The organism is Flavobacterium cyanobacteriorum (assembly GCF_002251835.1).
Lineage (GTDB): Bacteria > Bacteroidota > Bacteroidia > Flavobacteriales > Flavobacteriaceae > Flavobacterium > Flavobacterium cyanobacteriorum.
Genome location: NZ_NOXV01000306.1, coordinates 48,831 through 65,427 on the forward strand (window position 1 = coordinate 48,831; position 16,597 = coordinate 65,427).

Sequence of the window (16,597 nt, forward strand, 5' to 3'; positions counted from 1 at the left end):
CATGAAACTCAGTGAATATAACCGCAAGCGTGATTTTTCAAAAACGGCAGAGCCGAAAGGAAAAATAAAAAAATCAGGCAGGGAGCCGCGTTTTGTAATACAAAAACATGCTGCCTCCCACCTGCATTATGATTTCAGGCTTGAAATTGATGGTGTGCTGGTCAGTTGGGCAGTGCCTAAAGGCCCTGTGGCTGATCCGTCAGTAAAACGCCTTGCCATGCACGTTGAAGACCACCCTATGGATTACATTGACTTTGAAGGCAACATCCCGAAAGGGCAATATGGCGGCGGGACAGTTATGGTATGGGACACAGGCACGTACCTGCCCGAAGGAACCGATACTATAGCCGAAAGCGAAAAGCTGGTTAAAAAAATGTACCGCGAAGGCAATATCAAGATAGTGATGCATGGAAAAAAAGTAAAGGGGTCTTACCACCTTGTGCATATGAGCGGAAAAGAGAAAGAATGGCTCCTTATGAAAGGCCGTGACGAGTATGCTGATAAGAGAGATTTTGACCAGCATTCCGTACTTACCGGGCGTACACTTGATGAAATAGAAAACGATAAGCAAAGTGATGTATGGCAAAGTAATAAAGCGGACAAAAACAGTAAAGGCGATAAGGATAATATATTAGGCAAACAGGAAAAATCAGAAAAAAGCTCCCCTACCCCTGCCTTTACACCGCAGGATGTTGCCGATGCAAAGCCATTAAAAACTTTCCCTGAACACTGGCTCCCCCAGCTGGCTACACTTACTGATGAAGTTTTTGATAGTGATGAATGGGCCTATGAAACCAAGTTTGATGGCTATCGCGCACTGGTACAGGTTAAAAAGGGCAAAGTAAACCTTATATCACGAAAGGGCATTTCGTTCAACACAAAATATAAGGAGCTGGTGGAAGCATTTAAAATTATAAAAGAAGATATGATACTGGATGGCGAGATTGTAGTGGAAGATAATGACGGTAAGTCGCACTTCCAGTGGCTGCAGTACTTTGCCGAAAATCCCGGAAGAGGCAAATTAAAATGCTATGTTTTCGATATATTATATTTTAACGGTTTCGACCTTACACCGCTCGAACTACTTCAGCGAAAACGCATACTGGAAGCTGTGCTGCCCCAAACTGATAATATAGTTTATTCGGTGCATACTGTTGGTGATGGCGCAGCCGCATTGAAAGAAGTAGAGGCAAAAGGCGGTGAAGGGCTTATAGCCAAAAAAATTACTTCCAGATATGTCATTAATAAGCGGTCAAAGGAATGGCTTAAAATAAAAGTAACCAAAGAGCAGGAAATGGTTATTGGCGGTTTTACTGACCCTAAAGGTTCCCGGTCAGGTTTTGGCTCGCTCCTGCTGGGGTATTATGAAAATGGGGAATTGATTTATTCAGGCAAGTGCGGTACGGGCTTTAATGAAGATTCCCTGAAAGATATGCACAAAAAGCTGAAAAAACTGGAAATACAAAAACCTCATTTTTCCGTGAAACCTAAAGAAAGGGGTGCCCACTGGATAAAACCTGAATTGGTAGCACAAATAAAATATACCGAATGGACAGAAACCGGCAGCCTGCGCCACCCTGTTTTCATCGCGCTGCGCAATGACAAGGACCCAAAAGATGTAACAAGGGAGTTTGCGGCTGATACTGATAAGGTTGTACCCGAACTAAAGGCTGTAAAAACAGTTAAGAAAGCAGGGAAAGATGAAACAGCGGATACAGTTCCTAGGAAAAGCAAAAAGGCAAAAACAGGTGATACTTCCGTCAATAAGGGTAAAACAAAAAAGATGAGAAAAACATCAGGCAAAAAAGGCTGGGACACCGGCAAAGTGGAAGTGACCAATACCGATAAGATATTCTGGCCGGAAGAGGGATATACGAAGGGCGATGTGATAGCTTATTATGATGAAATGGCGGAATGGCTGCTTCCTTATATAGAAAACAGGCCACAATCCATGCGCCGTACTCCTGACGGTATAGTAAAAGATGGTTTTTTCCAGAAAAATGTGGCAGGTATGGTTCCCGACTGGATACCCACCGAAAAGATACATTCAGAATCTACAGGGGAAGATATTGAGTTTTTAGTATGTAATGATAAAGATACATTGATATACATGGCCAACCTGGGCTGTATAGAAATAAATCCGTGGAGCAGCCGTGTCGGCAGCCTCGATAATCCTGATTATATAATATTTGACCTTGACCCAAACAAAGCCAGCCTTAAAGACCTTATCACCACAGCCAATAAAGTCAGGGAGATTCTTGATGGCTTAGGAATTAAAGGCTACCTTAAAACCTCCGGTGGAAAAGGCCTGCATGTATTTATTCCGGTAAAGCCGAAATATACTTATGATCAAAGCCGTGATTTTTCGCACATCATCAGCCAGGCAGTACACAATGCACTGCCGGATATTACGAGCCTGGAGCGGATGCCAAAAAAGCGCATTGGGAAAATATATCTTGATTTTTTGCAGAACGGCTGTGGCAAAACCATGGCGTGCGCCTATTCCCTGCGCCCGCGCGAAGGTGCCACAGCCAGCACCCCGCTGGAATGGGATGAAATAAATGAAAAAGGCTTTGATGTAAAGAATTTTACCATACAAACGATTCCTGAACGCGTAAAGAAAAAAGGCGACCTGTGGGAAGGTTTTTTTGATGACGCACTTGACCTTGAGGAAATACTTGCCAGCCTGGGGTAGCGCGGCCGTCACTGCCGGTTGGCAACAATATTTTTTTATGGAGGGAGCAGCCAGCCACCGGCATTTTTGCAGGGGCTTGAACCTGCTGTCAGCTCTATCTCCGCACCGCAAAGCAGGCGGCACGGAGGATGCCGCTTCCATCAGGGCTATAGGGAAACTTCCGGTATTTCCGGGATTGTTTTAAGGATTCCCTAACCCATAGCCAAGTCAGTCTAAAGCCAATAAGGGCAAGCCCTTGTTATTTATTTGGGCTTTTCGTCCGGGCGGGTTTAGATCGCTGATTCAAAAACCTTGCTTAAAAGTGCCTAAACAAGGCTAATTTATATTTTAGAATTTTACTTTTATAATAGGTAGTTGTGGAACAGGGACTGCTGTCAGCCAACCAACGTATTTTTATTCTATTTTAGTATATATAAATTCAGGGTTTCCACAAACCATTTCACTTCTGCCATTTTCTGAATCCTCACCGGTCATGATTTGTTTTAAAGTTTTTGTTTTTTCGTTATAATGAAAACTCCACAATGTTTTGTCGGAAAAAACAAAATCAAAAAGTAGTCCCCGCATATCTCTGTTTTTTGTAAAAAGGGATTTTTCAGATTTGGTAAGAGTCATTTCATTGGTTTTTAGATTTAAGTCATAAAACGAAAATTTATCATATTCAATTACCAGTAACTTTTTTACTATACTGTCGTTTTCTTTTTTGAATCCCCAATTTGAACCGCTTTCTGATAAAATCCATTTTCCAATTATCTTTTTACGAATATTGTGTTGGGCAAAAGGAAGTATAGAATCTGATTTTTTCAATGCAATAACACCTAACTCATTTGTTCTATAACTATTAACAAAATAAAAACCCATTACAGCTCTTTCTAATTCATTATTTTTTAAATCTTCAACAGCTTCTCTGTATCTTTTCTCTTGATAACCATCTTGACCATATCCTTGGGCAAAATTTTGTAAAAAGGTAAAAGCAAAAATTATAGTGATTAAACTCTTCATAGGCATTTTTTTGGTTACGAAATATGTCGGCTAATGTTTTGACTATTGCCGAAAGCAGGTTTAGCTTCGCTGATTTTCAATTCGGAGCACAAGACTGTCAACCAGTCCCGAAGGGCTGGCCTGGGGCAAATCGCCTGGGGCGTTGTGCGGAAATCTCTTCGGGCTTTCCGCACAACGTTTTGCAGCTACCCGAAGGTGGGGATTTACAGCACTAAACTTCATTAGATGTACAAAGCTTGAATTTAGCACTTGACTGTCATAGAAGCACGAAACCCCAGCTTTTGCAAAACGGCTGTTAGCAGTAGTTTTTATTTCCGTCCTACGAGGTTGTCCAACCATTTTATTCTGTCTTTTACTATTCCAAATTTATTCTTATGTGGGTTCCAAAGTGAATTGGTTTGTGTCGTTGCATTCTTTTCTGCTAAGTCTGCATAGATTTTTGAATGTTCAAAGTCGCCTTTATACTCTGAAATTACTGTCATTACAGAATAAATAATGTAATTTTGAACTGGAAATTTTAAAGTGTCTTCGTTTATTTTTTCTGTCAGCAAGTTTTCCACTTTGTCATATAATTCTATTTTTTTTGCACGAACAACTATTTCAGAAAAGTTCAAATATGCTGTTGTTATTAAATTTGGAAATTCCTTTTCAAAGTCAAGCGATTTTTGAAAGTAACCTAATGCGGTGTCGTAATCTTCTCTCAGCTTATATATTTCGCCTAATGAATTAAATGTTTGGCTTTTTTCAATTCGGTTGTCGGGATATTCTGTCAAAATTTTATTTAATAGTTTTTCTGCAACCGACAATAGATTTTTGTCCTTGGTCTCAATAAGTTCTATGGCTTGAACTCTTAAATATTGGGCTCGTCCGTCTTTTCTTGCACGTCCTAGTTTGGCGAAGTATTCTTCTTCGTCTGTTTTAGTCCAAGTTTTTCGTCTGTACCAATCTGTCATTGTCTGGTTTTTCTAAAATTACTGCTAACGTTCCGCCGCTAGCCGACTGTGGCGGTCAAAGCGAACTGCATACTTTCAGCCAAGATAAAATATTTTTGTGAAGAAAGAAGTTCAATTCAAGAAAAACTAGCAATAGCGCGAAACCGCTGTTAGCAGAGGTTCAAACTCAATAATTCTTTGTCGCTATCACTTACATTCGTTAAATGAAAATTATATTTTACTCCAATTAGATTTTTGTGTCCGAAACTAATTTTTACGTCACTACCATTAACTGAAAAATTCTTCAATTCGAGTTTACCAAGATATGAATATTCATTTGGCACTTTTTCTTTGATAAGAAATGGGCCACTGTAAATACCTAGAAAAGAACGTCGCATAAAAACAAAAACTTCGTTATCAGTAAACTGAAATTTCAAATAATCAAAGTTCTCACCAAAACTAAAACCAATCTTTCTGTAAGATTGAGCCCAAATTCTCAAGTCATTAGTTTCTAGATCATCTGGGCTTAATAGGTTTTTTTGAAATTTACGGTCTTTAAATAACTTTAATATTGGTTTTGATGCAAAATATATAAAAGTGTTTAGTACACGACAAAAAACATAATTGATTAAAAATCAATAAAATAAGTTCTTAAAAATTTTGACAAAAAGCTGATATTCAGTATATTAAAGGATTATTTCTCAAGTAATGCCTTTAAAAAAGAACATCAGCTTAGTACACGAAGATACGCAATTATTAACCGTATTTCAAAGCCATTTTAGCAATCATTTAAATTTAGCTAGAATCCGTCTTATTTGTTTGTTTATTAACGCTCTATGCAAAGTAAAGTCGGTCAATTTTTCTAAGCTTTCTCTTGGATTTGACTCTAAAGCCAGTNGAAAACCTACCGTCATGATTAAATATATTTTTCTTTCCCTGTTTTTAATTACAGGTATTTGTGCATCAGCCCAGTCGGAAACTACAACTGCTCAAACCGGCGCTGTCCAGTCCGATACTATAGGCCCATGGACGGCAAAGGGGAATGCCTCACTTTTATTTAACCAGTCAACTTTTGATAATTGGGTGGCCGGTGGCGAAAACAACATTGCGGGTAACATAGGGATCAATTATGATATTAATTATAAAAAAGATGACTGGACATGGGACAACAAGTTCATGGCTTCATACGGTATTGTTAAGACAAGGACCAGCGCTTTTGCTAAAAAAACGGATGACAGGCTGGAAATAAATTCGGTTTTAGGAAAGAAGATGTCAAAATATTGGTACTACTCCGCGTTCCTTAACTTCAGGACACAGTTTGCAAAAGGCTATGTCTATTCCCGTGATGAAAATGATGCCGAACAACGCCAGGAATACACAAGTTTTTTTTCACCTGCGTACCTTCTTGTAGGGCCGGGTATATTATATAAAAAAGAGGAAAACCTGAAATTAAACCTTTCACCGGCGACATCAAAACTCACATTTGTAGATAAAAATTTCACGTTGCCGGATGAAAAATATTTTGGTGTGGAGCAGGGAGAAAGTTTGCGTTATGAGCTAGGTTTTAATGCATCGGCATATTATAAATTTGATATTATTGCTAATGTAACGCTCGAAAATATCCTGAATCTTTATTCAAATTACCTTGAGGACCCACAAAATGTGGATATCGACTACCAACTCAATATTGTAATGCGCATCAACAGGTATATGACAACCAACCTGTCGTTCCAGACTATTTATGATGATAACGCTTTCCAGGGCTTCCAGGTACGTCAGGTATTTGGGGTAGCGGCCAATTACGGTTTTTGATTCTAAAAACTTTTGCCGGAACAACAAGAAAGGGCCTGAAAATGTGGCCCAGGCCCTTCTGCTTTATTAACTTTGCCCAAGATTATAAGCGCACTACACAGCCATTAGATCTCCTGCACCGGCACATCGGCAAAATTTTGATCCAAAGCCGGCTGCTGCTTAGCCCGCCTGCTTACCATTTTGTTTACACGGTACATTAGCCAGATGCTTATAAGCGTTATAGCCGAAACGATATAGCCAATAGTATCATAATGCTCCAGTGGGGTGTATTGTGTTTGCTGCACTACAATAAGGCCTGCAAATGCCGCAGCTATACCGCCTGCTATCTGCTGTAATGATGCGTTGATGCTCATAAAGGCACCCCTGTCTTTCATATTGGGGACACCGCTGACCAGAGCCGTAGATGGCACCATGCGGCCTGTAATGCCTACCATCATCAGTATATTAAACCCTATTACCATCCATAGCGGTGTCGGCCCCAGCTGTGTATAGGTAAGAGCGACAGCTATAACCCATAAACACGCTATACTGAATATTTTCAGTTTGCTCGTTTTGTCACTTAGCCTCCCTATAAAAGGCATGAACACTAAGGTGCTTACACCGGCTACCATATATATAAGCGGTAACTGCTCATGGGTTACCTTCAGGTTGTTTACAGCAAAGGCGGTCCCGAAAGGCATCATCATAAATCCACCTATAGAAAGTAAGGCTGTTGCCGTAAAGCCTATACGGTAATCACGCTCTCTCAGCGTGTGCCACAAATGCATAAAAGCGTTTCGTTCCTGCTTGACTTTCAGGTGCTGCGTTATGGGCTGTAAGCGCAGGAATATCAATGTGGCAATAATGGCTGCCATAGCCCCAATCAGCCAAAAAGGCGTATGCCAGTGCCATTTATCCGCAAGATAAAGTCCTACTGGTATGCCAAGTACCTGGCTGGCGCCAAATCCCATCTGCAAAAATCCCACTACCCGGCCTCGCTGCTGCAGTGTAAAAAGGTCAGCTACTATCGCCATAGATATGGAGCCGATGACACCCCCAAACAGGCCGGTGATAATACGGGCAGCTACAAGTAATATATACGTATTAACAATACCACATAAAAAAGTGCCTAATATAAATCCTATATAAAAAAACAGCAACAGTTTTTTACGGTCAAATTTGTCTGCAAAACCAGCGGTAAGCAGCCCTGAAATACCTGCGCTGAAGGCATAGGCAGACACGGCTATCCCAAACTGTGAAGGAGTAAGGCCCAGTGATTTCATCAGGATATCGCCAAGTGGTGACATGACCATAAAATCAAGTATAACTGTAAACTGTGTAATAGCCAGAATAAATATTACAAATTTCTGGTACCCGGTAATTGGAGTTGTGCTGTTCTTGTTTTGCATTTTTTTAGTTGATTATCAATAGCCGGTACTGCTATTATTTTTCTTCGGCGATATTCTCTTTATAATCAGGATAAAGAAAATTGTTATACGGAAACCTGGAAATATGTATCTCTCGGACGGCTTCATAAACCTTTTCCCTGAACTCTTCAAAATTTTCTTTGTTAGCCGCCGAAATGAACAATGCGTTATTTTTTCCTACATTGCCCATCCATGTGGCTTTCCACTCTTCAAGGGTATTATGCCTTGGTGTCTTTTCCGTTACAAGGTCATCAGTATCTATAGTGAGGGGTTTATAAGCATCAATTTTATTAAAAATCATGATAGTCGGCTTGTCATTACTTTTAATATCCTGGAGTATCTGGTTTACAGATGCGATATGGTCTTCAAAATCAGGATGCGAAATATCCACCACATGCAGCAGGAGGTCGGCCTCCCTTACTTCATCAAGCGTACTTTTAAAGGATTCTACCAGCTGCGTTGGGAGCTTACGTATAAAACCTACCGTGTCAGACAGCAGGAAAGGCAGGTTTTTAATTACAACTTTCCGGACAGTAGTGTCAAGGGTGGCAAACAGTTTGTTTTCTACAAAAACTTCACTTTTGCTTATTACATTCATAAGCGTAGACTTACCCACATTAGTGTAGCCTACAAGAGCCACCCTTACCATAGCGCCACGGTTACTGCGCTGAACGGCCATCTGCTTATCAATGGTCCTGATCTTTTCTTTCAGCAGTGCTATGCGGTCACGGACTATCCGGCGGTCTGTTTCAATTTCTGTTTCACCCGGGCCGCGCATCCCTATACCGCCTCGCTGGCGCTCAAGGTGCGTCCACATGCCGGTGAGCCTGGGCAGCAGGTACTGGTACTGGGCAAGTTCCACTTGTGTCCGGGCATAGGACGTTTCTGCCCGCTGCGCGAAAATATCAAGGATGAGGTTGGTGCGGTCCAAAATTTTACAATCAAGTTCACGGGCAATATTTTTTTGCTGGGCCGGCGATAATTCATCATCAAAAATTACGGTTGATACCCCGTTTTCTTTTATGTAAAGGTGGATTTCTTCAATTTTACCGGTGCCAAGGAAGGTTTTGGGGTTTGGTTTTTCCATTCGCTGAAAAAATCTTTTCACCACTTCCCCGCCGGCAGTATAAGTTAGAAATTCAAGCTCATCAAGATACTCTCGGAGCTTCACTTCGTCCTGGTTTTGGGTAATTATTCCCGCAATTACAGTTTTTTCAAACCTTATGGTTTCTCTTTCCAGCATAAGAAATTAATAAGATTTGCAAAGGTAGAAATATTGGATTGCTAAAAAGCTAAAATATTATTTGAATATGGACTGTAATGTTAAATTTTAATTAAATGTTATACCCAATTTATATTTTTATAAATTTGGAGATTATTATTACCATAAACTAAAATCTATGAAAAAAATTACTTTAGTGCTTTTCATGGTATTGTCATCACTGGGGCTTTATGCCCAGCTGGACCAGGAGGGTTTTGAAACCTGGCCGGTACCCGGATGGACAACCTTCCAGAACAGCACCGGACCCGCTACATGGCTAAACGGGCAGCCTGCAACACCCTTAGAAGGTGTTAATAATTCCAAATCGGCCTACATAGCTTCACAGAACGGCGGAGCGGGAAACCCCAATCCTGAAGACTGGCTTATAACCAAACCTTTTCCTGTGCCTGCTAATCCCAGGCTTCAATTCTTTTCTAAGTTTATTCAAGGCGGAGACCAGGGTAACAGGATAGATATACGGATATCTACATCGCCGGACCCTGCAACGTTTGTTTCTCTTATTGATGCTGACGGATGGTCAGAATCGGAAACAAACCCACAACAGCAGGTATGGACGGAAAAAGAGCTCGTTATACCTACGGCTACTTTCCCTGTTGGTACCCAGGTTTACGTTGCTTTCTTTTACAGGTCATCAAACGTAACTACAGAACGCTGGATTATTGATAATGTTCAGGTGGTTTCGCAGTGTCTTGACCCGGCTAACATCACAATTACCAATGTAACGCCTACTACATTCCAGGTAAATATAGGTAATACAGGCGGGGCTACTAACTTTTCTATAGAAGTGCTTGCCCCTGGCGATACACAGACTGGCAACCCTGATTTTACTTTTACGGGTACCTCTTTAGTAGTGAACACAGGCCTTACAGAAAACACTAACTACAGGGTGTATGTAAGGGCAAACTGTGGCCCTACCAATTTTAGTGGCTGGATTGGCCCTATAGAAACCACGACTACGCCTTTAGGCTCCACCTGTAACGCGCCTAAGGTCATACCCGGCATACCTTACCAGACTAATGACAATACTTCGATATATGGTGACGATTTTGACGGCTCGCCGGGAACTACAGGTTGTGGAACTACAGCACAGTTCCTTAACGGTAACGAAGTAGTTTACTCTTATACACCTGATTTTACAGGGCAGGTAAATATAGTAATGACAAACAACGGCGCCAATTCGGGCATGTTCGTTTATACAAGCTGCGCCAACATAGGCACAAGCTGTGCTGCCGGTGGTACTGGAAGTGCTGTTCTTCCTGTTACGATAAATAATTTTGCTGTAACCGCAGGGCAAACCTATTATATAGTAATAGCTACGTCAACCACACAAACTACACCATATACGCTTACTATACAGCAGGCAACCTGCGAGGCTCCGGCAAACACATCAATAACTAATGTTGATTTTGATTCGGCAGACCTGTCATGGACCAACCCAAGCGGCGCAACTTCATGGCAATATGTAGTTCAGCCTGCGGGTACAGGCATACCAACAACTACTTCTCAAATAAATGTAGCAAACTCAAATACGAACTGGCCCGCCGGAGCGCTTGACCAGGCTACCAATTATGAATATTTTGTAAGGGCAGACTGCGGTAACGGCACATTCAGCCCCTGGGCAGGCCCCTATACTTTTACCACAACACAAATCCCGGTTAACCTTGACTATTCAGAAGGATTTGAAAACCCGGTAACCGGATGGTCATTAAGCAATGGTACCCAAACCAATAAATGGGTTATAGGTCCTGCGGTAAACAACGGGGGCAACAGGTCATTATACATATCTAACGATAATGGTGCCAGTAATGCTTACACCCTCACAGCTACATCAACAGTACATGCTTACAGGGACTATATAGTTCCTGCAAACCCTTTCCAGCTCAGCCTTTCGTTTGACTGGAGGTCGGCAGGTGAAGGGCCAACCAATGATTACTTCAGGGTATGGTCGGTTCCGGCTACTTTTAACCCAACGCCGGGAGCACAAATAACTGCTGCTGCAGGCAGGGTGCAGATAGGCCCTTCATTTAACCTTAACAATAACTGGACAACGTCAACTTTTACAATTGACGCTTCAGCATTTACCGCAGGTCAGACAAGGAGGATTATAATTGAGTGGCGTAATAATGGTACTTTAGGCACACAGCCGCCAGCTGCTATTGATAATATAAACCTTAAAGTTATTACCTGTAGTGTGCCTACAGGTCTTGCTGTTACTCCTGGAAGTGTGACTGCTTCACAGGCGGGCATAGTGTGGACGGCCCCTGCTCCGGGAGCATCGTCCTATGATTATTTCAGGTCAACCACAAATACTCCGCCTACAGACACTACCCCACCAACCGGCAACGTAGATACTGCTGGGTTTACATTACAAAATTTATTACCTTCAACTACATACTTTTTCTGGGTAAGAAGTAATTGTGGCACAGTGAACGGTACCAGTTTTTGGGTAGGCCCGATAAGCTTCACTACACTACAGGTGCCGGCTACACTTACTTACCAGGATGGTTTTGAAACCAACCCGCAGTGGACACTGGTTAACGGGACCCAGACCAACAAATGGATAATCAGTAGCGCTGTTAATAACGGTGGCACGCAGTCCTTATATATTTCAGATAACGGTGCCGCACACAATTATAGCATTACATCAGCTTCTGTGGTACATGCCTACCGGGATATACAAATTCCTGCCGGCCCCTTGGAGCAGCTAAGCATATCATTTGACTGGCGTGCGCTTGGTGAAGGTACTGCAGACAGGCTAAGGGTATACCTCGTGCCGGGTACATTTACCCCTACAGCGGGTACGCAGATAGCTGCCAGTGCAACAAACATACGGGTAGGCAATACAGATTACAGCGGCAACAACCAATGGCAGAACACCTTTGTAATTCTCCCGAATGTTGGCACGCTTGCCGGACAGGTAAGGAGGCTTGTGTTTGAATGGAGGAACGATGGCGCAGGAGGCCAACAGCAGCCTGCGGCAGTCGACAATATAAATGTAGCAGTTATTACGTGTCCTTCGCCGGCTTTATCAGACCTTACACTGGGTACGGTAACCCCTACAAGCGCAGTGGTTAACTGGATAGCCCCTGCTTCAGTAACCCCTACTTATGATTTTTATATTTCTACGAATATATCAAACGTTCCGGGCGCTACAACCACGCCAACAGGCAACGTTAACGCTACAACAGTAACACTTGATGATGAAATTCCTGCCGGTTCAACGAACTTCTATTTCTGGGTTCGCAGTAATTGTGGCCCCGGCGACGCGGGCGTATGGACAGGGCCTTTACCAATAGGACTGCCGCAGGTGCCTACTACACTTCCTTATGTTGATAATATAGAAGGCAGCATAGGCTGGACAGCAGTAAACGGCACCCAGGCAAATAAGTGGGTAGTAGGTTCTGCAATAAGCAACAGCCCTACAACATCATTGTATGTGTCTAATAATAATGGTGTAACAAATACTTACACCAATACGGCCTCTTCAGTAACTCACATTTACAGGGATATTACAATTCCTACTGGAACTACGCAGGTAGGCCTTTCTTTTGACTGGCGTGCCATAGGTGAAGGAGCTACTGACAGGCTGAGGGTATGGCTTGTTCCATCAACCTTTAACCCCACACCCGGCACGCAGATAGCCGCCGGCACGGACAGGAGAAGGATTGGTGGTGAATTTAGCAATAGTGCGGTATGGAAGAATGAGGTGTTTGTGTTCAATGAATCACAATATGTAGGCCAGACACGCAGACTTATATTCGAATGGAGAAATGACGGCACCGGAGGCAATAACCCTCCTGCTGCGGTAGACAATATCAATTTCAGGGTAATTACCTGCCCTGCGGTTACCAACCTTCAAAGTACCGGCACGGCAAACGTAGGCGAAGTATTGCTAACCTGGACACCGGGAGGTACTGAAACCCAGTGGGAAGTTATAATACAGCCAGAAACTAACGGGCCACCAAGTGACACTACACCTCCAACAGTTACGGTAAATAATACCCCCAGCTATGCTGTTACTTTACCTCCGGGTGTCATTTATGAATATTATGTAAGGCCTGTTTGCGGCCCTAACGATAAAGGATTTTGGGCAGGCCCGTCACAATTCTCTGTTTTCTTCCCTCCGGCTTGTGCCAGGGTTGACTTGTTTGACCAGGATCTTCAGGTAATTAACCCGGGACAGGATTTAAGTATATGCCCTGGAGAAGACGCCTGCGTTGACCTTACGGCACAATACCTGCAAACTGGTAATACAACATCTTATAATGTTGAGACAATAGCTTATACGCCACAGTTTCCATTTACGGGAGGTATTCAAATGGATATAACACAGGATGACAGGTGGGCGCCTCCTTTTACGCTACCTGCTGACTTCAATTTCTGTTTCTTTGGCGAAAAGCAAACGACTGTACAGGTAGGCTCTAACGGAGTGGTAACTTTTGGTACAAATTTTGGTACCGCTGATGCTTGCCCGTGGAGCTACAATACAACTATACCTAATACCGGCTTCCCTATCAGAAAAGCTATTTATGGTGTTTATCAGGATATAGACCCGAGTATTCAAAATAACTTTGCGGTACCGTCTATAAATTATCAGATACTTGGCACTTATCCTTGTCGCGCATTTGTGGTTAACTTTTCAGAAATTGCACAATTTGGCGGCGGTTGTAATGACAACCCTACGGTAGGCCCTCAGACAACACAGGTAGTATTCTATGAAATTACCAATATTGTTGAGGTATATGTAAAAAGGCGTGTTCCGTGTACAACATGGAACGGTGGCCGCGGTTTAATTGGTATACAAAATGCTGCGGGTACAGTTGCCTTTACACCACCAAACCGGAACACCGGTAACTGGACCGCTATTGAAGAAGCTTACAGGTTTACACCAAATGGCCCTTCTAATGTTCAGTTTGAATGGTTAAAAGATGGTGTTTTCTATAGCAGCAATCCGGCAATCGAAGTATGTGTTAATGGTGTTACTAATATGAAGGCACGTGCTACATATACGGGTTGCGGCATTACGCCTGCAGTTATAGAAAGTAATGTTACTATTACTCCGGTAGCGCCAATCATTTTAACCCAGACAAATACTGTTACAAGATGTGTGGCAAATCCTGGTGATAATGCAACATTTAACCTTCTGGAAGGCGTAGCAAATGCGCTCCCTAACCCTCAGGATTACACGTTTACCTTCTATGAAACGGAAGCCCAGGCAACAGCCGGAAATACTGCCGACCAGTTGCCAACATCGTATGTAAGTAATGTAAACAAGACCCTATATGTCAGGGTACAGTTAAACGGTAGGACCTGCTTTGTAACTGATTCATTTGATATTAATATTCAGCAGGGGCCTCTTTTTGACCTACCGGGCAATTTCACTCTTTGCCAGGGTTCGTCCGCGCCTATTGCAATCTCAAATGCCAACTTTAATGTAAATGCCCCCGGAATTACCTATACATGGACACTGGATGGGAACCCGCTTCCGGATACTGGAAATACTATAACAGCTTCAGCATCGGGTACTTACCAGGTTACAGTCAATAACGGGGGATGTTCTGCGGTACGCTCTGTGGCAGTAACCGTAATTACTACACCTTTCCCTCAGCAACTGCCAGATGTTGCCGTGTGTGAATCTTACGTGCTTCCTGCACTTGATCCCGGAAACAACTACTTCACAGGGCCAAACGCCACAGGTACTCAGCTTACCCCGGGTACAGTGATTGAGTCAACACAGACTATCTATATTAATATTCAGGGCGCTGTACCGGGTTGTAGCAACGAAAGCGACTTTGTTGTAACTGTTTATGACCAGCCGGTGGTAACACTGCCTGACGGGCCTGTAGTTAACATTTGCGCAACAGTAGGATATATCTTGCCTACACTATTAGTTGGTAATTATTATGATGCCCCGAACGGTGGAGGAAATATGCTTTCAGCCGGACAAGTAATCAATACTACGCAAACTATCTACGTATACGCAACCACAGTTGTACCAACTATCAATGCGTGTTTTGATGAGAAGAGTTTTGTAGTAAACGTACTTCCTGCCATCACTGCAGATGTTAAGCCAAATGTTACGGAATGTGACCAGTTTATTTTAGAGCCGTTAAGCGCTAACAACAACTATTATACAGGCCCGGGCGGTACAGGCACTCTGCTTGCCGCTGGCACTCCTGTAACACAGACCCAGACTATTTATATATATACAGCTAATGGTGACTGTACCGATGAAAGCAGCTTTACAGTAACTATTATACCAAAGCCGGTAGTAACACTTCCAAATGGTACTATAGTCAATATTTGTTCTACAGGAGGATATACACTGCCAGTGCTTTCGGTTGGTAATTATTATACAGCCCCTAATGGAGGCGGAAATATGCTGGCTGCTGGCCAGGTTATTAACACGAATCAGACAATTTATATTTATGCAGCAGCAACAACGCCTACCATCAGCGCATGTTTTGATGAGAAGAGCTTTGTAGTAAATGTGCTCCCTGCCATCACAGCAGACGTTAAGCCGAATGTTGCAGAATGTGGACAGTTTGTTTTAGGTACGCTAAGTGTTAATAATAGTTATTATACAGGCCCAGGCGGTACAGGTACACAACTCGCAGTGGGTACTCCTATAACACAAACCCAGACAATTTACATATACGCTGTTAGCGGTAATTGTACCGATGAAAGCAGTTTCACAGTAACAATTGTGCCGAGGCCGGTAGTAACTTTGCCGGGCAACTCTCAGATTGATGTTTGTGCCACGAATGGTTATACCCTTCCTGTATTGTCAGTTGGTAATTATTATACAGCCCCTAATGGAGGCGGAAACATGCTGGCTGCTGGCCAGGTTATAAGTACCACCCAGACAATTTATGTTTATGCAGCCGCAACAACCCCTACCATTAGCTCATGTTTTGATGAGAAGAGTTTCGTAGTAAACGTGGTTCCTGCCATCACAGCAGATATTAAACCAAATGTAACAAGATGTGAGCAGTTTACTTTGGAGCCCCTAAGCGCTAATAATAATTATTACACTGGCCCTGGTGGGACTGGTACCCAGCTTGCTGTTGGTAGTTCTGTAACACAAAACCAGACTATATATATATATGCTGTAAATGGTAGCTGTACTAATGAAAGCAGCTTTACTGTAACTATTATACCAAGACCTGAAGAAGTAGCCATAAGCGGCGGATGTGAAGGCAACAGGTATGTTTTGGCAGTAGTATTCGATGCTGGTGAGATTAACTATAACCCGGGGAATGTGGCTTATGCGTGGAGCAGGACCGAAAATGGTACTGTAATTGGAACAGAACCTACTTTTGTTGCGGAAAGTTTAGGTGAATATTTTGTAACTATATCTCCGCTTAACTCAACAACAAGTTGTTCAACAACAGCAAGGTTTGATGTTACTGAAAACTCATGCCTCATCCAGCGCGGTATATCGCCTAATAATGATGGCCTTAATGACAGT

9 protein-coding genes are annotated in these 16,597 nt (G+C 42.6%); 4 read left to right on the top strand and 5 right to left on the bottom strand.

The features are described 5' to 3' along the window. Window position 1 precedes the first annotated feature (1 nt). A complete protein-coding gene (gene ligD, locus CHU92_RS15450; RefSeq protein WP_094417181.1) occupies window positions 2-2,695 on the top strand; it encodes a DNA ligase D in 2,694 nt (897 codons plus the stop codon). A gap of 37 nt (window positions 2,696-2,732) precedes the next feature. Then, window positions 2,733-2,879, top strand: a complete 147-nt coding sequence (locus CHU92_RS15930; RefSeq protein WP_165764682.1) for a hypothetical protein — start codon at window positions 2,733-2,735, stop codon at window positions 2,877-2,879. Window positions 2,880-3,088: 209 nt separating this feature from the next. Here the strand turns inward: CHU92_RS15930 and CHU92_RS15455 are convergent, their stop codons facing one another. The 3 genes from CHU92_RS15455 to CHU92_RS15470 all read right to left on the bottom strand — a co-directional run bounded on the left by CHU92_RS15455 (window position 3,089) and on the right by CHU92_RS15470 (window position 5,126). Then, the gene (locus CHU92_RS15455) at window positions 3,089-3,694 is read right to left on the bottom strand and encodes a hypothetical protein (RefSeq protein WP_129583111.1); all 606 of its coding nucleotides are present in this window, start codon (window positions 3,692-3,694) and stop codon (window positions 3,089-3,091) included. 308 nt (window positions 3,695-4,002) lie between these two features. Then, entirely contained in the window at window positions 4,003-4,647 is a 645-nt protein-coding gene (locus tag CHU92_RS15465; RefSeq protein WP_094417187.1) for a tetratricopeptide repeat protein, read from the bottom strand. A gap of 149 nt (window positions 4,648-4,796) precedes the next feature. Next, on the bottom strand, window positions 4,797-5,126 hold the full coding sequence (locus tag CHU92_RS15470; RefSeq protein WP_129583112.1) for a hypothetical protein: 330 nt from the start codon (window positions 5,124-5,126) through the stop codon (window positions 4,797-4,799). Between the two features lie 412 nt (window positions 5,127-5,538). On the opposite strand from CHU92_RS15470, the gene CHU92_RS15475 reads away from it, so the two are divergent. Then, window positions 5,539-6,438, top strand: coding sequence for a DUF3078 domain-containing protein (locus CHU92_RS15475; RefSeq protein ID WP_094417191.1), 900 nt, complete (start codon window positions 5,539-5,541; stop codon window positions 6,436-6,438). A 104-nt stretch (window positions 6,439-6,542) separates the two neighbouring features. Here the strand turns inward: CHU92_RS15475 and CHU92_RS15480 are convergent, their stop codons facing one another. Further along, the gene (locus CHU92_RS15480; protein WP_094417193.1) at window positions 6,543-7,826 is read right to left on the bottom strand and encodes an MFS transporter; all 1,284 of its coding nucleotides are present in this window, start codon (window positions 7,824-7,826) and stop codon (window positions 6,543-6,545) included. A gap of 34 nt (window positions 7,827-7,860) precedes the next feature. Next, on the bottom strand, window positions 7,861-9,087 hold the full coding sequence (gene hflX, locus CHU92_RS15485) for a GTPase HflX (protein WP_094417195.1): 1,227 nt from the start codon (window positions 9,085-9,087) through the stop codon (window positions 7,861-7,863). Window positions 9,088-9,244: 157 nt separating this feature from the next. Between hflX and CHU92_RS15490 the strand changes: the two genes are divergently transcribed. After that, a partial coding sequence (locus CHU92_RS15490; protein ID WP_129583113.1) for a choice-of-anchor J domain-containing protein occupies window positions 9,245-16,597 on the top strand: 7,353 nt, incomplete at its 3' end.